Below are 20,045 nucleotides of genomic sequence, written 5' to 3' on the forward strand. Positions count from 1 at the left end.
AGTTAACTAAATGAAAAAAATTAAGAAACTAGGTTTATTCGGTTTTATTGCCATGGTTGGCATTTTTTTAACTGGATGTGTAAGAACCGATTCAAAGGGACGTCCCTTTGGATTCGTTTATCATTATTTAGCCGTTCCCGGGCAACACGTTATGGATTGGCTAGCACAATACGTTGGTGGCTATGGATGGGCCCTGATCGCAATTACCGTAATTGTTAGAACTTTGCTTTTACCAATGATGATTAGTCAGATGAAAAAATCTACTATTCAACAGGAAAAAATGAATTTGGTTAAACCACAAATGACCAAGATTCAACAACTCCTAAAAAAAGCAACGACCAAAGAACAGCAGGTTGCCTTAAATCAGCAGATGATGCAACTCTATAAAGACAACGGAATCAGTATGACAGGTGGAATTGGATGCTTGCCATTATTGATCCAGTTGCCAGTGTTTGCTGCTCTGTATGCAGCTATTCGTTACTCACCTGAAGTTTCTCATACCGTCTTTATGGGCATTAAACTAGGCCAATCCAGCATCTTATTAGCCGTCTTGTCGTTTCTGGCTTATGCACTTCAGGGATACCTTTCAACCGTTGGGATCCCTAAAGAACAGAAAAAGCAAATGGCGATTATGATGTTAATTAGTCCGATCATGATTCTATTTGTTACTCTTTCATCCCCAGCTGGATTAGGAATTTACTTCTTTATTGGCGGATTATTTGCCTGCGTTCAGACCTTTATCATCAATTTGTCCCGTCCACGAATTAGAAAACAAATTAATGAAAAAGCCCAAAAGAATCCTCCCAAAGTTGTCATTCCAAAGGAATTAGAAGAAGAGATTGAGACAGGGGCCGAACCAAGTTCAACAACCAGCTCCAAAAATACAGTTTCTAAATCTGGAGAATCCAAAACTGAGATTGAACACGAAAACAACCGAAAACGTAATGCGGGAAAACAACAGCATCATAATCATAACGAGTAAATAAAACCGACAATTAAATTGTCGGTTTTTTATTACAAAAAAAGAACTTCAAAAACCCATGGTGTTTTTGAAGTTCTTTTTTTTAAATTAACCCTTTTTGGCAACTACTTCTTTACCGTCATAGTAACCACAGTTAGGACATACAAAATGTGACTTACGTAGTTCGCCACAGTTAGGACATGGGCTCATGCCAGGAACTGATAAACTGTCATGCGAACGACGCATGTTTCTTCTTGCTTTAGAAGTTTTTCTCTTTGGTACAGCCATTATTCACAACCTCCTCTTAATTTGATTTCCACTAGTGAATTTTTAAGTCTTGTCATCGTCTGAAGGTTTGAAATCCTTTAATTTTGCAAGACGTGGATCAACATTTTTATCTTCTTCCACCTGTCGATTAAAATCATCTTCAGAAATAACTTCCCAGTCATTTCCTTCAGGCATTGCTTTGCCTTTTTGCTCTTCTGGTGAAAGAACTTGCATCGGAATGTTGACAATTATGTTATCAGCAACTGCTTTATCAAAATCAATCATCAAGTCATCACCAACAACTAACACTACTTCTTCATTATCATATCGATTTAGCGCAGTTTCAGTTAACACATAAATCTCACTAATGTTAAAATCCATAGGTAACTTAACTGGGGTTAACGATCGTGAAGAAGGAACTGTTACACTACCCTTGACGTGAGCATCTATAATCACATCTCCCTTGTCAGGAGTAGCAGACACATCAACGTCAAAGGAAGTGGCATCAAGAATACTTTTCGGATATCGATTCATTAAATCGTCTTTTAAATCCACTGTCTCATGGGTTGTAAACGGCTCTTTCTTATATCCTAGTAGTTTTTCAAATGACCACTTCATAATTTAACCTCCAATGCAACACGACTAATTATACATACCATAAAATTCATTGTCAAGGTCCTATCCTTGATAGCACGGTCTTCTATATAACAATGGGATAAGTAAATTTATCTTGCATTCGACCATTGATCATTCCATAAAGAATTCCAGAACGGCATTCTAGTTCCAACGTATTATTAAATTCTTCTTTTCCAATTCGATCAACGATCGGATATGGGATTGCTTTTTTAACTTGATTCAGATAACTTTTCCCGGTATCGTTCATTCCCAAAACTCGGACAACTGGATTATAACTAATCATTTGTGTTTTCTTTATTTTAAATAACGTATAGACCAGCAGTCTTTGAATCCTAGTGTAGGTATACCGTTTTGTCTTAACATCTTTAATAAAAGCCTGATAGGTTGTGTCTTTGACCGCCATTTGCTTTAGACGATTCTCTAATCCCTCAGTCATCTGATAAATTTGATTTAAATCAGCTATCGAACTCTGAGTCAATTCATAACGTAAAAAGGGCCAAAAATCTGACCAGAAAACTGGTTTTTCGTTGTCTAGGACGACAGAAGAATTGGGAATAAACTTTTGGTAACGATGATCATGTGATTTAATTGAAGCGCGAATAGCTTTGCCACTCGCAATTTTTCCACTCAACTCTCCACTATTATGCTCACTACTGTACCGTTTAACCGGAACTAGCTTTAAAGGGGAACCCAACTTCTGATTGGCCTTTGCATACCAATACGCAAGTGTATCATTTGGCTTAATTAAATCAATTCCACTCTGTTCTTTAATTGTTCGTTGAAATAATTTTGGATAGGAAAAATTATAATTATGAAAATTATCAGACGGATGAACGTCAATAGATGCCAACTTCGTAAAATTCCAGTCACTGTGCTCACTACCAAACGATAAGTATGAACAGCCCAAAGCTTCTACAAGTTTCATCGACCGCTCTGCAAAAATACTGGCAGGTTGAACCGCATCCGATATTGGAAGTTCAATTACTAAATCAACTCCGTTATCTAAAGCCATCTGAGTGCGGATCCATTTATCATAGATAGCTGGCTCGCCTCTCTGAGTCCAATTACCACTCATAAATATTACCGTTACATCCGCTTCAGTTCGTCTTTTAGCTTCCTGTAATTGATAAAGATGACCATTATGGAAAGGATCATATTCGGTTATTATTCCAACAGCTTTCATTTGGATTATTCCTCACTACATACAAAGAACCAACGGGTAGTATCATCTTTAACCTTATCTTTTCCAAAGTTACTCGTCACCTTAACGTTATTAAATCCGACTTCATTCAGTGCCTGAGTGTATTTTACCAAGGGATAGGTTCGTTCTTTATGGGTTTCATTATATTCATCAAAACCGTTAATATTCCGATTGTAATCAAAAAAAGATAGATCATGTTCCACTGAATGAGGAAAATCACCAACAAAGGTATTCCACATAAAAGCATGGTCACCATCGTTGGTGTTAAACATATAGCCTGGATAAACAACATCGGTCTGATAAGGGGTGATCACATCAAATAAGAATTTACCATTCTTAACAAGATGTCCTTTAACCTGAGCAAACATTGTTTTAACTTGCTCAATATTTTCTAAATAACAAATCGAATCGTCAAAACACGTAATGGCACCATAATTGGGTACACCATCCAGGTCTAGCATATTGGCATTAATTAACGCCACGTCAAACACATGGCTTTCATTTAAATGATCATTTGCGATGGCCAGCATATCATCCGATAAATCAGCTCCAGATACGACATAACCTGCTTTTTTTAAAGTAACCAAAAGACGACCAGTCCCACAGGCTAAATCTAAAATATGCTTTTCTTTAGGGACGTTATCAGCTACAAACTCATACCACTTTCGATATAGATGATTGTCAAATAATTTATCATAAAATGACGCAAACTCAGAATAAATCATATCAGTCTTCACTGACCCAATCAGTTATATCAAGATCAGGAGCGTCAGACCAAAGCTTCTCTAAGTTGTAAAAGGACCGTTGTTCACTCTTAAAGACGTGAATAATAATATCACCGAGGTCAATTAATACCCAAGATCCTGTATTTAGCCCTTCGACCCGTAAAACTTCAACGTGCTCCTCACTCAATCGATCAATAATATCATTTGCAATTGCCTTCACCTGACGAACACTAGGAGCATCCATAATGACAAAATAACGACCGACCAACGACAATTCTTCAATGTCTAAAACCACAATATCGTGGGCGCGTTTACTATCAGCAGTTTCAACAATATTTTGTAAAATTTTATTATTATCCATATAATCCCCTACTTTTTACCAGCAACAATTACATTAAAAGCTGTAATCGCACCGGGATAAATTGCCTTTCCATTGCTTGCCAAATATGAAATGGTACTTTTAGTTTGATATTTAACACCATCCCATAAATTTTGATTGGTAATCTTACGAGCCTTTTCAACCCCATCAAAATCACGGGCCGGCTCAATGTAGTCAGCCATATAAGTAATCTGTGCAACCTTGTCCATGTCAGGCGATGCGATCGTATGATATTTAATCGCGTTTAGAATTCGATTATCATAAATCCCAAGTTCTGATTCCACAATCAGATAACCTACGTAGCCATGCCAAATAGCATTTCCATAATTAAGTAGTTCTGGATTCAAATGATGGGACTTAATAATGTCAATAAATTCCGAATCCGGCCGTTGTTTGGCATAATCATGAACCAGACCACTAAGTCCAGCTAAAGTTTCGTCCACATTAAACTCTCGTGCTAAGGTAATGGCGGTCTCTTCAACTCGCAAGCAATGTTGAAACCTTTTCTCTTTTAACGTCGCTTTTAGTTTGGCAACAATTTGATCACGATCATACTTAGAATATTTTTGATAATTAATTTTCTCTTTATCCATATAAATCATGCTCCTTAATGTACCGTAACACCGCATCTGGCAACAAATATCTGACACTTTCACCCTTTTCAAGATGTGATCTAATTAAAGACGATGAAATAGCTATCTCAGGTGAGTCAACAAAACTTACTGGGTACTTAGAAGACTCAGAATTACCCGGACGATTAACGCCAACAAATTTAACCATTTTAATAAGATCATCAATTCGATACCATTTTGGCAGATATTCGACCATATCGCCACCAATGATAAAGTAATAATCAACATCGGGATGAATTTTAGTTAATTCCTTAATCGTATCATAGCTATAACTTTTCCCCTTGCGATTTACTTCAATCATTTCAATTTTAAAATTAGCGTTATCCCTAATGGCTAAATTAATCATGTTAACCCGATCAGAAGCATCAATTGCGGACTTATGATCAACATGTGGTGGCAAATAATCGGGCATAAATAGAACTAAATCGAGGTTTAATTGGGTTAAAGCTTGTTCAGCCATAATTAAATGACCATAGTGAATGGGGTTAAAAGTTCCACCTAAAATTCCAACCTTTTTGCGCATCAATCAATCTCCTACAAATTTGCCACTTCAATCGATAATTTACGATAATTGTCCTTACTCGATTCCTTAAACAATAAAAGTGTCTTACCAATCGTTTGGACAACTTGGATGTCCGAGTTATTCTCAATAAATTGTTTAACGTCACTCACATCCACATCGGCAGACTGTTGAAGATTAATTTTAATTAATTCACGGTGATCAACAGCATTTTTAACTTCATTCATCCAAGTCTCATCTAACCCATTCTTTCCAACTGAGAAAATGGGCCGCATATGATTCGCTTTTGCTCTTAAAAATCGTTTTTGTTTTCCCTTTAAATTCATTATTAAATACTCCTAAAACATTGCTTTTCTAACTAACACTGACACACCCTTAGGAGCATATCCAGCAACCGTGGAGCCTTTCGGGACGGTAATCCATCCCAGTCCTTCAATCACTAAATCACTTCTGTCAGTAATTTTAAATTCATGTCGTTTTAACCCAACGACGTTGTCCTTACCAGTTGGTGGGGTCAATAATTCACCGGCATGCTTCTCAAAAAATTCATCAGCATTTGTTAATTTGGTTCGATGAATCATCAGATTATTGTCAGCATAAACGGTAAAGCCATGACGTTCCCCCGAGATAAAATCAAACCGGCCAATCGCACCTAAGAATAACGTCTGCCCTGGATCCAACTGATAAGTCCTGGGTTTAATCCGTTTTTGCGGTGAAACATACTTCAAGTCTTTAGAACTTAAATAGTGAGCCATCTGATCTTCATGAACGACACCAGGTGTATCGATCAATTCTTTTCCATCTTCCAACGGTATTTTGATCAAATCGAGGGTAGTACCAGGAAACTTAGAGGTCGTAATAACCTGCTTCTCACCAGTGCTTTGTTGGATAATTTGATTAATTAAGGTAGATTTGCCAACGTTAGTTACTCCAACCACATAGACATCTCGGCCCTTCTGATTTTTTGAAATGGCTTTTAACAGATCGTCGACTGATTGATTCGTCTTGGCAGATACTAATTCAATATCAATGGGTCTAATTCCATTCTTATTTGCCATTTGACGTAACCAATCTTTAACTTTGTTCTGGTTGAACGACGATGGCAACAAGTCTAATTTGTTACCAACTAAAATAATCGGATTGTTACCAACAAAGCGCTGAATCCCAGGAATCATACTTCCATCTACATCAAATACATCCACGACGTATACTACTAACGAATCAGTGTCGCTAATTTCACTCAATAACTTTACAAACTCGTCATTTGAGATGCTAATTGGTTCAATTTGATTATAATGACGAAGCTTAAAACAACGCTGACAGTATAATTTTCCAGAATCAATTCCCTTCTTGATTGCTGATTTAGGCGTGTAACCAGCCTGTTTCGGATCGGTATCTTGAATTTGTGCCCCACACCCAATGCAATATAAGGGCTCATTATTTTCATCATTATCCATTAATCAATATCATCCTTCCACTTTAAATCACTGTACTTTCGCATCAATTGTGCATATACAAACGTTTCAAAGAAACGATTAATCCGTGTGTTCCACGCATCTGAAGTAACCAATGGCTTTACCAAAATACTTCTAATTCGAGTATTGTTAGCGGCCCATATATCCGTTAAAATTTGATCTCCCACCATTACCACTTGGCTTCGTTTTAAACGATACGTTTTAAGAGCCCTTAAAATCCCAAAAGTAAGTGGTTTTAAAGCCCGGGCAATAAATGGTAACTCAAGACTAGTAAGAGCTTTCTCTAGTCTTTCCCGATTATTATTTGAAACCACAATCACCCTGATTCCATGATCTCGAACTCTTTTGAGCCAATCGCGCAGTTCTACGGTTCCCTCAGGATTATTCCACGGAATTAGGGTATTATCTAAATCGGTCAGAATTACATTAATCCCGTAACTTTCAAGTTTTTCTGGGGAAATTTGATAAATATTGTTAACCATCCAAGTCGGTTTGAATAATGATAGCATATAGACCTCTCTGTAAATAAGAATTGATGTTTCTATTTTAAATCATTTATGTATAGATTGGGAGCATCCCAATCCGATAAAAAAACTTCCACCAAACAAGAGCGGTGAAAGTTTTTTAGGCTTATTTTAATGCTGCTTTGGCTTTTTCCGCTAATGCAGAAAAGGCATCAGCATCGTTAACTGCTAAGTCAGCTAACATTTTTCTGTTCATATCGATGTTAGCAAGTTTCAAACCATGCATGAATTTACTGTAACTCAATCCATTATTTCTAGTGGCTGCGTTAATTCTTGCAATCCAAATCTTTCTGAAATTACCTTTATTGGCACGACGGTCACGAAAGGCATATTCCTGTGACTTCATTACTTGATCTTTAGCAGTTTTAAATAAACGATGCTTAGCACCGCGGTATCCCTTAGCTAATTTAAGAACACGCTTACGACGATTACGTGTGGTAGTTCCACCTTTTACTCGTGGCATATTAAAATCCCCCTATACAAACTATATTATTCGCTTATTTTTGTAGTAATTCTTTGTAAGTCTTCAAGTTTGACTTAGCCATCATACGTGTTCCACGTAAATGTCTACGTTGTTTCTTAGTTTTACCGTGAAAACGGTGACTAGTGTAGGCATGACCACTCTTTAAACCACCATTAGCAGTTTTTCTAAAACGCTTTGCGGCAGCACGATTTGATTTCAATTTTGGCATATTATATTCCTCCTCATCGATTCATAACCCAATTAAATGAGTTATTTCTTTTCATTCTTACTTGGTGCAAGCATTAAGAACATACTTCGGCCATCCATCTTTGCTCGTTGAGTTACATCGGCAACGTCAGAAGTAGCTTCCGCCATTTTATTTAAGACATCTCTTCCAATACTTTTATGGGTAATGGCACGTCCCTTAAATCTAATAGAAACTCGAACACGTTCACCCTTTGTCAAAAACTTTTTGGCATTTTTAAGTTTGGTGTTGAAGTCATTACTATCAATCGTAGGACTTAACCTAATTTCTTTAACACTAACAGTTTTTTGACGCTTTCGAGCTTCACGCTCTTTCTTTTGGCGATCAAACCGATATTTCCCGTAATCAATAATCTTGGCTACAGGTGGTTTTGCTTTGGGAGCAACAACAACTAAATCCAAATTAGCTTCTTCAGCAATTGACAAAGCTTCTTTAGTAGATTTGATTCCTAATTGATCTCCATTAGCACCGATTAATCTCAACTCGCGAGCATGGATACCCTCGTTAACCATCTTATCTCTTGCTATGGTAATTCACCTCCAGGTAATTTTAAGCAGAAAAATAGCGGATGCTACAGAGCACCCGCTACACCTAAAAACATTAGGACTTTCATTCGTAGATTGCCCAGCGATCAAAATCACTCAGGCGAGAAGCGGGAAGCTTCTGCTTTTGACTACATAATAGTACCAATTTTATTTAATTTTGTCAACTGACTTAGACTCTTCATCATCATTACGTGAGTAAGTAGCAATATCATGAAGAACTTCTGAAATAAAGTCATCAATTGACATATCTTTACTATCGTCTTCACCATACTTACGAACAGAAACCGTATTATTCTTAATCTCATCATCACCAACAACTAGTGTATATGGAATCTTCTTGGTTTGTGCGTCACGAATCAAGTATCCCATCTTTTCACCACGTTCGTCGACATTGGAACGCAAGTTTAACGCACGAAACTTTTCGTTTAATTTACGTGCGTAATCTCCGTGTTTTTCATCACTAACCGGGATGATTTGAATTTGATCGGGTGCAAGCCATGTCGGAAAAGCACCTTTATACATTTCAATTAAGTAAGCGGTAAATCGTTCCATGGTAGAAACAATTCCTCTATGAATCATAACCGGACGGTGTTCCTTACCATCTTCACCAACATAATGAAGATCAAATCGTTCCGGTAACATAAAGTCAAGTTGAATGGTAGATAACGTCTCTTCATTTCCTAGAGCCGTCTTAGTTTGAACATCAAGCTTAGGACCGTAAAATGCAGCTTCACCCTCGGCTTCAACGTAATCAAGGCCCAAGTCATCCATAGCGCCCTTTAACATCGTTTGCGCTTTGTTCCACATTTCATCATCGTCAAAGTACTTTTCGGTATTCTTGGGATCACGATAACTTAATCTGAACGTATAGTTATTAATGTCAAAATCATGATAAACTTCCATCATCAAATTCAAGATTTTTTTGAATTCTTCTTGAATTTGATCGGGTGCAACAAACGTATGACCATCATTTAAAGTCATTTCACGAACTCGTTGAAGACCACTAAGTGCACCAGACTTTTCGTATCGATGCATCATTCCTAGTTCAGCAATTCGTAGAGGAAGCTCTTTGTAAGAACGAATATGGTGATTGTAGATCTGAATATGAGATGGACAGTTCATTGGACGTAATTCCAACATTTCGTCATCATCCATCTTCATTGGTGGAAACATGTCGTCTCGATAGTGATCCCAGTGACCAGATTGCTTATACAAATCCAAATTAGCTAATACTGGGGTATAAACATGTTGGTAACCATGAGCAATCTCTTTATCAGTGATATAACGCTCAATTGTACGACGAATCGTTGCACCTTTTGGCATCCAGTAAGGAAGACCAGCCCCAACCTTTGGATCGACAAAGAATAAGTCGAGGTTATTCCCAATAACACGATGGTCACGCTCTTTAGCCTCTTTACGCTTCTTCAAATCTTCATCTAGGTCATCAGCTTTAAAGAAAGCCGTGCCATAAATTCTTTGAAGCATTGGATTGGATGACTTACCTTCCCAATAAGCACCAGCAACAGACAAGAGCTTAAAGTGTTTTAGATCTTTCAAACTTGGAGCTACTACCCCTTGAGCTAGCGTTTTAACACCATCGATACTGTAAAAAAGAATATTATCAGAATCAATGTTGGCAATTAGTTGTGCTTGATAAGGATCACCATCAACTTCTTTTAAAGCGTCATCCTTACTTAGATAAACCCTTTCGACGATAGCGTTATTTTTGATGATCTTTTTCATTTTATCAGCTAATTCATCTAGTTCATCTGAACTAACTTGACGATCTTCCTTGTCAGTATCAACAAAGAAACCATCTTCATCAGCGGCAATTTCACCAATGCGAATATCATGATACTTTTCTTTGACCGCCGTTTCCAGTAACTGAGCAGCACCCTGTCGTAGGATTTTAAGACTCTCATCAGAACCGGAAGTAATGATGTCAATCTTGCCACCATCTTTTAGTGGTTGCATCAAATCAACAACTTTTCTATCAATCTTAGCCGCAACTGCCTTTTTGGCTAGACTAACTGAAATTGACTTGGCAATATCTGCTGCAGTAACCCCTGAATCAAATTCTTTCTTGTTACCATCTGGAAACTCAAATGATAATTTAGCCATTTTACTCATTCCTTTCATAAAAAAAGTCCCTAGTAAATCAATACTAGGGACGCCATTAGCGCGGTTCCACCCAAATTCGTCCATTTATTTGGACATCTCGTTTAAAACCTATTTATTAATGTCATTTAATAAAGGTGGTAAGTAAGTTACTCCAAACAGATAGTTTCCAGAAAACCTATCCTCTCTGTGAAATTCGTAATCACTCATGTCCTTAACAATTAACAGTCTAAACAACGACCTGTTACATGTCAAGAATAATCATTATTTATTCCTGCGATTCCTACCATCAAGTTCAATGGGCTTTGCTAAAAATTTAATTCGTTCCATCAATCGCTTAGCTTTAAGTGGTTCCACATCTCCTTGAGCATTAATCTTTAAATGCTCTTGTTCCAATTGATCCATGGAAAAGTTAGAACTAAAAAAGGTGGGAAGCTCATTTTGCATTCGATACTCTAAAATAACCCCAAGAATGTCGTCTCTGATCCAAGATGACATTGAGTCTGCTCCAATATCGTCAATCATCAAAATTGGAGCAGTTTTAATTTCATCCAGCTTACCGCCAACTTGATTGTTTCCAATTGCATTTTTAATTTCAACGGCAAAACTTGGAAAATGAATCAAAACCGAACTATAACCGTCAGAGGCCAAACGATTGGCAATTGCTCCAAGTAAATAAGTTTTACCTACGCCAAAGGGACCGTATAAGTATAACCCCTTCTGAAAATGCTGAGGATTATTTTCATATGAACCAATAAAATCAAGTGCTCCTTCCAAAGCTTGAGCTCGTTCAGCTGTCTGTTCATAGTCACTTAAATTTGCCAATTTAATTTCTTTGGGCATTGAAATGGACTTAATGCGTGACGCAAATTGTTCTCGCTTCTGCTTGTTTAATAACGCTTGTGTAGGTTCGTACGAAACGTCAATCAAATGGTCACTTAAAACCAGGGTTGGTTGGTATCCCTTAGCAAAGTTAGCGTTTCCCTCTTCCAACTTTTTCTTTTCATTGACAAATTCATACAGTTTTGATGCCGACCGTTTCACAACATCATCACTTAACTCACTCTCATTGTCACTTAAAAATTGTTTAACGTCTGGATCAGAATAAACCGAATTCATTAACTGTTGGTAATTATGATTCAAATTTTTCTTTTTCATCAATTGGCTCATCTCATCACTAACATTCTTCATGATTACTCATCCCCAGACTTTTTATTTAATGAATTTAATTTCTCAGCAATTCGTTTTCGCTGAGTAGTCGAAATTTTTTCATTACCTCGACTTTTATTTTCCTTAGCCCAGTCAGGCAATGTTTCTTTGACATTTGTACGTCTTCGGTATCTTCTTTGTCGATTGTTTTTACTTTCAGTAACCTGTTCCTGACGGTGCTTAATATCGTCAATCGCTTTCGATGCACTATTAATTTTTCTTTGCGCCCAATCATTTGCAATGGTGTCAATTAAATTTTTATTAATGGTAGGTTTCCCCTCGTCAATCAAGATGTGATAAACAAGGATATTGATTACTCCATTACTCAAAGTGTTGCGATTAATAAGTTCAGATAGAATCCTTTCTTCAGCGGAAGTAGTAAAACCACCTTTTTCACTCTTTAAAGAATCAAGAAATTCTACTGGAGCGGAAGAATCAGCAATTTGGGCCAATTGCTGTTCCTTGGCCGTTAGCTTACTTTGTAACTTGTCTGCCTCATGGACATGGCTTTGATTGGATTGATTTTCTGCTGGAGCCTTTATTTGATTTCGTCTAGAAATTAATATCTTAAACTTTTTAGGGTCAAACCGATTGTTAACCAAGTTACTGGCCTTCTCAATGTATTGTGCCATCTCAAGTTCACCAATTCCATATAATCGGTTGGTGTTACTAAAGAGTGTCTCATACTTTTTAATACTTTCATTTTCGACAAAGGACTTATCCAAAATATTCATCAATAGCTTAAAGTCAAACTGATCATTTGAAAGCTTATCATCAAAGGAATCTTTTTTTACATTAGTCTTGTGTCGAACTGCCTTGATTACACTTGGTTGGTCATTTACTTTCTCATTATTAACTGAAAATACTTGCAGGAAATTACGAGTTTGATCATCTAACCCACTAAAATCAAAATGTTCTGGTAAGAGTTCATCTGAAAGTTGTAAATAGCGATCTTCACCAACCATTTCAAGTAATAACAGACTCAAAAGACTATCACTAAAGAATTGGTCAGGATTAAGTGGCAGTAAAAGTTGATACTCATACAAGTCGATTTCAAAAGAATGATCAACATACGTCTTAAGCAAACCCGATCCTTCAAGTTTCATAAGTGAATCATCTAATTCTTTGGCATCAATATCAAGATCAGACATTAATTCAAAATTAACGTGCTTTTCATCATCAATTAACCATAAACAATTGTATAAGGCATATGCATTTTTACCAATGACTGGCATGTACAACAAATCGACATAATGACGTTCAACATCACTAATGGGCTGTGATCGATAAACTTTAAAATCAGTTTTAGGATTAATTCCGTTGATCATTCTTTATTCTTATCCTCATTATTTTCGTCTTCATCATCCATTAATTCTTTGAGTTTATTATAAAAGACTGACATATCCTTAAATTGGCGGTAAACACTTGCAAACCGAATGTAAGCAATTTCGTCAACTTCTTTTAGTCCTTTCATAACACCCTCACCAATAGTTTGGCTAGCCACTTCATGGCTGCCATCATCAGCGTCATAAGCTATTTTTTCAACCTTATCAACAATATGGTTCATCTGTTCCATCGAAACTGGACGCTTTTCAGATGATCTGACAATTCCACGCAAAATCTTAGAACGATTAAATTCTTCTCGATCACCGTTCTTTTTTACAACTAACAAGGGGCTTGATTCAATCACCTCAAACGTCGTAAACCGAAATCCACACTCTTCACATTCCCGTCTTCGACGAATACTTTCACCATCTTTGACCCGACGACTTTCTAAAACCTTTGAACCGATATGATGACACCGTGGACATTGCATTTTTTCACCTTCACTAATTACATAACACTTACTAAATCATACCAATCTTTAACCGACGACTTCAATTGATCGAAAGTGCCAGAGTTATCAATACACCAATCAGACAGTCGTGCTTTTACTGGTTGTGCCCATTGAGCACCAATCATTTTACTAGCACGACTCATTGAAATATCATTTCTTCTAACTAACCGTTGCAGTTGAACAACTGGATCACACGTAATCATCAAATTAGCATCGGTTAAAATCTGAAATCCATTTTCAAAAAGGGTGGGAGCATTTAAAATCACTAAACGTTGATCGTGTAACTTGTTTAGCCGAGTATTAACTTCACGAAAAAGGTATGGGTTAACAATTTGGACTAACTTTTTCATACCATCACGATTTGAAAAAACAATCTTACCCAAAACACCTCGATCAATTTGCCCGTTACTTTTAATCACTAAACTGCCAAACTGCTCACTAATTTGATGAATTAACTCTTGATTATCCTGTTCTAACTCGTGTGTTATGGCATCTAAGTCTAATGTAGAAACCCCTAAAGTAACTAAATAATCACTTGCAGCTGATTTGCCGGTTGCAATTCCACCGGTTAATCCAATAACTTTACTCACTTAGATCACCATGAACTTTTTGACAATGAGGACAGAAACTAGTACCTCTTTGTGCAACCTTGATTTTTTCAATAGTAGTTCCACAACGCTCACACGGTTGTCCCTTTTTACCATAAACATGAAGATGATTTTGAAAGCTGCCCTCTTCACCAAAGGCATTTTTATAAGTAAACACCGTTGTTCCATGACCCTTGATAGCTAACTGAATTTCTTTAATGATGTTTTCCCTTAAAGTCTCAATTTCCTGATCACTTAAATAGTTAGTAGCCTGTTCCGGATGAATTTTAGACAACCACAAACTTTCATCAGCATAAATATTCCCAATCCCAGCAATGTTAGATTGATCTAATAAAAATGCCTTAATTTTTCGGTGAGACTTATGCAATTGCTTCTTTAAATAATCAAACGTTAAATCTTTCTCAGTTGGCTCCGGTCCAATTTTGTTCAATCCTGACAAATCATAAACCTGAGAATCCTTAACTAAATTCATCTTTCCAAATTTTCTTGTGTCATTGTAACGAAGCTTTCGACCATCGCTTAAATGAAAAACAACGTAAGTATGTTTTTGATTCTCAGTACCCTCAGGTACCACATCATATTTACCTTCCATTCGTAAGTGAGAAACTAAAGTATAATCGTCACTTAGCCGGATTAAGAGGTATTTACCCCTCCGATCAATTTGTAAAATATCCTTACCAGCTAACAAATCTTCAAATTCTTTTACTGGTAAATTCAACATTTTTGGATACAAAGCATCCACGGAAACAATCTTTTTACCCTGTACAAGATTGGTTAACCCTCTTCTTATCGTTTCAACTTCAGGTAACTCAGGCATTCCTACACCCCATTATTTTTTTATATCATACCAATTTGGTCCGTAATGACTTTCAACTTTTAGCGGTACATCTAGATCAACCGCAGAATCCATAACACTTGGAACTAATTTTTCTAAAATTGGAATCTCTTCTTTTGGTGCTTCAAAGATTAGTTCATCATGAATTTGCAGTAACATTGTGGCCTTTAAACCGTGTTTCTTAAGTTCTTTTTGCATTCTGATCATTGCAACTTTAACAATATCGGCAGCACTTCCCTGAATGGGTGAGTTCATTGCCGTTCTTTCGGCAAACGAACGTTTCTGAAATTGCTTAGAATTAATATCCGGCAGGTAGCGTCGACGTTTCATGATGGTTTCAGCATACCCATGATCTTCGGCGAACTTAACGCTATCTTGGGTGTATTTTTTGACCCCTGGATATTCCTTAAAATATTTATCAATAAATGCTTGAGCCCGTTTTCGTGATATGCCAGTATTTTTAGCAAGTCCATAAGCACTAATTCCATAGACAATCCCAAAATTGACAGCTTTTGCTTGTCTTCTCAACTCGGGAGTAACATCCTCGTTGCTTGGAAGTTCAAATATCCGTCGTGCGGTCGCTGCATGAATATCTTCCCCATTTTTAAAAGCTTCCTGCATGTTCTTATCTCCAGAAATGGCAGCTAAGACACGTAATTCAACTTGAGAATAATCCGATGAAAATAATTGCCATCCCTTATGACGAGGAACAAACGCTTCACGAATTTTGCGACCTTCTTCAGTTCGAACTGGAATATTTTGAAGGTTTGGGTCAACCGAGGACAATCTTCCAGTTTGAGTTAAGGTCTGCAGATAACGGGTATGAACTTTATGATCACGAGAATAAATGTCTTTTTTGATTCCATCAATATAAGTTGAAATCAATTTTGACAGTTGCCTGTACGCCAGGACATTATCGACAATCGGATTCAGACCCGCAATTTTTTCTAACACATCAACCGACGTAGAGTACCCTGTTTTGGTTTTTTTCACAACTGGTAATTTCAACTTATCAAACAGGATTTCACCTAACTGCTTTGGTGACCCGATGTTGAATTCTTCTCCAGCCTCCTGATAAATCGACTGCTCAATTTCTGATAAATGCTCAGTAAATTTACTCTTCAATGCTTCGAGGGTATCTACGTCCACCGTAATTCCTTCAATCTCCATTGCACTTAGCACATAAGACAATGGAACTTCTATGTTACGGTACAAATCTAATTGATTGTGTTTCTTTAAATCATCAATCATTTTATCTTTTAAATCATTAATTGCCAATGCTTTCCTGACAATGTGATCAAAAAAAGTCTCATCATTTTCTGGCAGCTGTTTTTTCTTTCCAGTTCCATAAACCTCACTATCCGGTTTAACCCCATAATATCCGTGCCGATTAGCCACTTTAGCCAAATCATTACTATTATCAAGGGTATTCAGTAAATATGAAGCTAATAACATGTCAAAATCAACGTTATTTAACTGAATATGTTCGCGATTGGCAGCCACAATTTGCGCCTTAGCATCGAAAACATTTTTTTTAATATCGTGATTTTCTAAAATGCCTTTTATTTTCGGATCATCTAAAAGATCAATATCCTTACTTACAAACCAATGATCCTTATCCCCAATAACAAAACCAACAAATGGAGCAGTATGGTAATTTTCATCCAACATTTCAATGTTAAAGACAACATCTTCTGACAAGTGATCTAACTCGGCTAAATTGTCTTTATTTAAAATCGTATATTTAACATCTGGAAGTTTCTCAGCCGACTGACTCTCTGATCCTTCCATTTCCTTTAAAAAGGATTTCATGTTCATTTTCTTATAAAAATCAACTAACTTATCATTATCGGGACCATCATACTTTAAATCTGATAATGAAATTGTGAGGGGAGCATTGCAGTCAATGGTGGCTAATTTTTTAGACAAAAATGCCTGGTCTTTATCCTTAATCAAATGCTCTTTCAATTTTTTACCAGAAACTTCATCGATATGATTATAAAGATTATCAATACTATCAAATTTTTGAATTAACTTGATAGCGGTCTTTGGACCAACTTTTTCAACACCCGGATAGTTATCCGAGTTGTCTCCCTGAAGACCCTTTACGTCAATAATCTGTCTAGGAGTAATCCCCATCGTCTCTTTTACAAAGTCTGGCGTGTATTTCTCAATTTCACTCACACCCTTCTTTGAAATCGCAACGGTAACTTTATCCGAACAAAGTTGGGTAAGATCACGGTCTCCCGTTATGATAGTAACTTGATAGCCGTCATCAGCCGCTTTCTTTGAAAGCGTCCCAATAATATCGTCAGCTTCATAGTTTTTTAATTCATAGGTTTTAATTCCCCGATCATGGAGCAAATCCATTACAAACGGGAATTGTTCACGTAATTCGTTGGGCATTTTTGCCCGTCCGGCTTTATAATCTTCGTACATTTTGGTTCTAAAGGTTGTTTTACCTGCATCAAAAGCGGCAAGAGCTGACGTTGGCTGAACATCCTTTAAAATGTCATCTAGCATTCTATTAAAACCATAGATCGCACTGGTGTGCAATCCGTCTTCATTGGTAAAACGTTCCAAGGAAGTAAATAACGCAAAGAATGCTTTATACGTTAAAGAATTTCCGTCAATTAATAATAATTTCTTGTCTGCCATAAAATTCTCCTTTAGAATTAATTACTATTATTTTAACACTTATAATCGGTTCAATTGCGAAAAAAAAACATGGTCAATCGACCATGTTTTTTTATTAATCTCGATTATTTCCAAAAATACCAAAGACCTCAAGAAGAAATGTAAATAGGTTTAGAAAATCAAGATACAATTGAAGTGCACCAGAAATTGCAAGTCCGTTTACATTAATGTTACCAGAGTACTGCATGTACATTTTCTTTAAGTTTTGTGTATCAGTAGCACTCAACGCAGTAAAAATAATGATCCCAACGGCTGAAATAAATAACTCAATCCATGGATTTCTCAAGAATAAGTTAATTACCATCGCAATAATTAAAGCAATTAATGCTGCAAACAATTGCGTGCTTAACTTGGTTAAATCTCTGTGAGTAGTGAAACCAATCGCACTCATTACCAAGAAAATACTAGCACTGGATACTAACGCTGCTCCAATGGTACCAAGATTAAAGGCAATGAAAATGTAACTAAGTGAAAGCCCTGTTAAAACCGAGAAAACCAATAATCCGATAAAGCTTAACGTCGGATTACTTTGTGCAAATCCCGAAATCACAAAGGAAATTATGAACCAAACGATTAAAATTACTAATCCTGAGGCTCCACTACTGATGTTTGGCATAAAAACACTACTTAAATACGCAGAAATAGCAGAAATTAAAACCGCAATTCCCATAATCCCATATACTTTGGTAAAAAACGCGTTGAGTCCAGCATTATCGCCAACTACCCGACGACCACTTTCTCCATCAAAATTATTCATTTTTATTCTCCTTTAATTAACCTTCTTACTTAAATGACTTAACAATTCCTCATAGGCTCTTTCGTACTTTTGAATATCTCCAGCACCCATAAATATTACCACGGCATCGTGATATTGCAACAGTGGAGACATGTTTTCTTCCTCAATTAAGCCACCATCTTTGGTAATTTTATTAACCAAATCCTCGCTCTTAACGTGTCCCGACTTTTCTCTTGGAGAACTATAAATTTTAGTAACGTATACCTTATCTGCTTTGCTTAACGTTTTAGCAAAGTCATCAAGATAGGCAATCGTTCGACTAAAAGTATGGGGTTGAAAAACAGCAATGATCTCCTTATTGGGATATTCTTGTCTAGCGGCATCTAAAGTGGCCTTAATCTCAGAGGGATGATGTGCGTAATCATCAATAATTGTCATATCGCCAACTTTAACTTGAGAAAAACGACGCTTAACCCCCTTGAAAGTTTGAAGTTCACGTCTGATTTCGTCCAAATTAACGTCTTCAAAATATGCAACGGCAATTACCGCCAAAGAATTTAAGACATTGTGTTCTCCATACAAAGGAATACTGAATTCCCCTAGGTCCTTTCCGTCATATTTAACGTGAAAAGTCGATCCAGCAGTTGTTCGCTTAATGTCCACCGCCTGAAAATCGTCATCATCACTAGTTCCATAGTAATAAATTGGAACTGAAGCTTTTAACTTCCGTAAATTCTGATCATCGCCCCAAGCAAAAATAGCCTTTTTAACCTGGTTTGCAAAGGTTTGAAAAGCGTCAAAAACGTCCTCAATTCCGGTATAGTAATCCGGATGATCAAAATCAATGTTAGTCATAATGGCATAATCTGGATAAGTTGCCAGAAAATGGCGGCGATACTCGTCGGCCTCATAGACAAAGAAACGCGCATCAGTGGTGCCTTTCCCAGATCCATCACCAATCAGATAATCAGTTGGTGCGATCCCGCCTAATACGTGAGAAAGTAGTCCAGTGGTACTGGTTTTTCCGTGAGCACCACATACTCCGATGCTCGTGTACCCCTCAATTAATTCTTCCAAGAAATCAGGATAACTATAAATTTTTAGTCCTAACTCTTCGGCTCTTTCAATCTCCGGATGCGTATCAGGGAAAGAATTTCCTTTAATAATCGTCATTCCCTTTTTAATATTATCAGGATTGAATGGTTCAATCTTAATTCCAGCATTTTCTAATCCTTGCTGAGTAAAGGTATATTTTTCAATGTCAGAACCCATGACCTTACAACCGCGATCATGGAGAATGAGTGCCATCGCACTCATCCCAGTACCCTTAATTCCTACAAAAAAATAAGTAGTGTCTTTATTTATGTTAGTCATTTAGTTGGAATTCCCCTTTTTATTGTCTGGTTTAATAA

23 protein-coding genes and 1 other annotated feature are annotated in these 20,045 nt (G+C 36.9%); of the genes, 1 reads left to right on the plus strand and 22 read right to left on the minus strand.

What is annotated here, in order from left to right; translation table 11 throughout:
- The first annotated feature begins 10 nt into the window (after positions 1–10).
- On the plus strand, positions 11–982 hold the full coding sequence (yidC, locus tag AC6UDB_RS03505) for a membrane protein insertase YidC (protein ID WP_500709164.1): 972 nt from the start codon (positions 11–13) through the stop codon (positions 980–982).
- A gap of 87 nt (positions 983–1,069) precedes the next feature.
- On the opposite strand, the gene rpmF is transcribed toward yidC, so the two are convergent.
- The 22 genes from rpmF to murC form a co-directional block, all read right to left on the minus strand.
- Positions 1,070–1,249, minus strand: coding sequence for a 50S ribosomal protein L32 (gene rpmF / locus AC6UDB_RS03510; RefSeq protein WP_010021570.1), 180 nt, complete (start codon positions 1,247–1,249; stop codon positions 1,070–1,072).
- Between the two features lie 42 nt (positions 1,250–1,291).
- Entirely contained in the window at positions 1,292–1,846 is a 555-nt protein-coding gene (locus AC6UDB_RS03515; protein ID WP_500696743.1) for a YceD family protein, read from the minus strand.
- Positions 1,847–1,928: 82 nt separating this feature from the next.
- Positions 1,929–3,047, minus strand: a complete 1,119-nt coding sequence (locus AC6UDB_RS03520; RefSeq protein WP_500696744.1) for a nucleotidyltransferase — start codon at positions 3,045–3,047, stop codon at positions 1,929–1,931.
- A gap of 5 nt (positions 3,048–3,052) precedes the next feature.
- Entirely contained in the window at positions 3,053–3,790 is a 738-nt protein-coding gene (locus tag AC6UDB_RS03525; RefSeq protein ID WP_500693959.1) for a class I SAM-dependent DNA methyltransferase, read from the minus strand.
- A 1-nt stretch (position 3,791) separates the two neighbouring features.
- Complete coding sequence (gene rsfS, locus AC6UDB_RS03530; protein WP_500693669.1) at positions 3,792–4,151, minus strand: ribosome silencing factor; 360 nt, start codon at positions 4,149–4,151, stop codon at positions 3,792–3,794.
- An 8-nt stretch (positions 4,152–4,159) separates the two neighbouring features.
- Positions 4,160–4,762 (minus strand): bis(5'-nucleosyl)-tetraphosphatase (symmetrical) YqeK, encoded by a 603-nt coding sequence (gene yqeK / locus AC6UDB_RS03535; protein WP_500709165.1) that lies wholly within the window; start codon positions 4,760–4,762, stop codon positions 4,160–4,162.
- Positions 4,755–5,324, minus strand: a complete 570-nt coding sequence (locus tag AC6UDB_RS03540) for a nicotinate-nucleotide adenylyltransferase (protein WP_500695712.1) — start codon at positions 5,322–5,324, stop codon at positions 4,755–4,757. Before AC6UDB_RS03540 ends, yqeK begins: the two co-directional genes overlap by 8 nt.
- A gap of 11 nt (positions 5,325–5,335) precedes the next feature.
- Positions 5,336–5,647, minus strand: coding sequence for a ribosome assembly RNA-binding protein YhbY (gene yhbY / locus AC6UDB_RS03545; protein ID WP_500695713.1), 312 nt, complete (start codon positions 5,645–5,647; stop codon positions 5,336–5,338).
- Positions 5,648–5,659: 12 nt separating this feature from the next.
- Positions 5,660–6,778, minus strand: a complete 1,119-nt coding sequence (gene yqeH, locus AC6UDB_RS03550; RefSeq protein WP_500695714.1) for a ribosome biogenesis GTPase YqeH — start codon at positions 6,776–6,778, stop codon at positions 5,660–5,662.
- Complete coding sequence (locus tag AC6UDB_RS03555) at positions 6,778–7,323, minus strand: YqeG family HAD IIIA-type phosphatase (protein WP_500695754.1); 546 nt, start codon at positions 7,321–7,323, stop codon at positions 6,778–6,780. Before AC6UDB_RS03555 ends, yqeH begins: the two co-directional genes overlap by 1 nt.
- Positions 7,324–7,426: 103 nt before the next feature.
- Entirely contained in the window at positions 7,427–7,783 is a 357-nt protein-coding gene (gene rplT, locus AC6UDB_RS03560) for a 50S ribosomal protein L20 (protein ID WP_010021582.1), read from the minus strand.
- Between the two features lie 34 nt (positions 7,784–7,817).
- On the minus strand, positions 7,818–8,012 hold the full coding sequence (gene rpmI / locus AC6UDB_RS03565; protein ID WP_010021583.1) for a 50S ribosomal protein L35: 195 nt from the start codon (positions 8,010–8,012) through the stop codon (positions 7,818–7,820).
- Positions 8,013–8,053: 41 nt separating this feature from the next.
- The gene (infC, locus tag AC6UDB_RS03570) at positions 8,054–8,560 is read right to left on the minus strand and encodes a translation initiation factor IF-3 (protein ID WP_500693664.1); all 507 of its coding nucleotides are present in this window, start codon (positions 8,558–8,560) and stop codon (positions 8,054–8,056) included.
- A 38-nt stretch (positions 8,561–8,598) separates the two neighbouring features.
- Positions 8,599–8,723 (minus strand) — a sequence feature (ribosomal protein L20 leader region).
- Between the two features lie 17 nt (positions 8,724–8,740).
- Positions 8,741–10,714, minus strand: coding sequence for a threonine--tRNA ligase (gene thrS, locus AC6UDB_RS03575; protein ID WP_500709192.1), 1,974 nt, complete (start codon positions 10,712–10,714; stop codon positions 8,741–8,743).
- A gap of 261 nt (positions 10,715–10,975) precedes the next feature.
- Positions 10,976–11,902, minus strand: coding sequence for a primosomal protein DnaI (gene dnaI / locus AC6UDB_RS03580; protein ID WP_500709166.1), 927 nt, complete (start codon positions 11,900–11,902; stop codon positions 10,976–10,978).
- Positions 11,903–11,904: 2 nt separating this feature from the next.
- Positions 11,905–13,248: a DnaD domain protein gene (locus AC6UDB_RS03585; protein WP_500709167.1), complete on the minus strand. Its 1,344-nt coding sequence runs from the start codon at positions 13,246–13,248 to the stop codon at positions 11,905–11,907.
- Positions 13,245–13,736, minus strand: coding sequence for a transcriptional regulator NrdR (nrdR, locus tag AC6UDB_RS03590; RefSeq protein WP_500693661.1), 492 nt, complete (start codon positions 13,734–13,736; stop codon positions 13,245–13,247). Before nrdR ends, AC6UDB_RS03585 begins: the two co-directional genes overlap by 4 nt.
- A gap of 17 nt (positions 13,737–13,753) precedes the next feature.
- Positions 13,754–14,347: a dephospho-CoA kinase gene (gene coaE / locus AC6UDB_RS03595; RefSeq protein WP_500701028.1), complete on the minus strand. Its 594-nt coding sequence runs from the start codon at positions 14,345–14,347 to the stop codon at positions 13,754–13,756.
- A complete protein-coding gene (gene mutM / locus AC6UDB_RS03600; RefSeq protein ID WP_500695718.1) occupies positions 14,340–15,182 on the minus strand; it encodes a DNA-formamidopyrimidine glycosylase in 843 nt (280 codons plus the stop codon). Before mutM ends, coaE begins: the two co-directional genes overlap by 8 nt.
- A 12-nt stretch (positions 15,183–15,194) precedes the next feature.
- Entirely contained in the window at positions 15,195–17,858 is a 2,664-nt protein-coding gene (gene polA / locus AC6UDB_RS03605) for a DNA polymerase I (RefSeq protein WP_500709168.1), read from the minus strand.
- Positions 17,859–17,952: 94 nt separating this feature from the next.
- Complete coding sequence (locus AC6UDB_RS03610) at positions 17,953–18,654, minus strand: Bax inhibitor-1/YccA family protein (protein WP_500693657.1); 702 nt, start codon at positions 18,652–18,654, stop codon at positions 17,953–17,955.
- A gap of 12 nt (positions 18,655–18,666) precedes the next feature.
- Positions 18,667–19,998, minus strand: coding sequence for a UDP-N-acetylmuramate--L-alanine ligase (gene murC / locus AC6UDB_RS03615; RefSeq protein ID WP_500693956.1), 1,332 nt, complete (start codon positions 19,996–19,998; stop codon positions 18,667–18,669).
- Positions 19,999–20,045 lie beyond the last annotated feature (47 nt).

It is taken from the genome of Fructilactobacillus sp. X3R2C1, assembly GCF_059901235.1.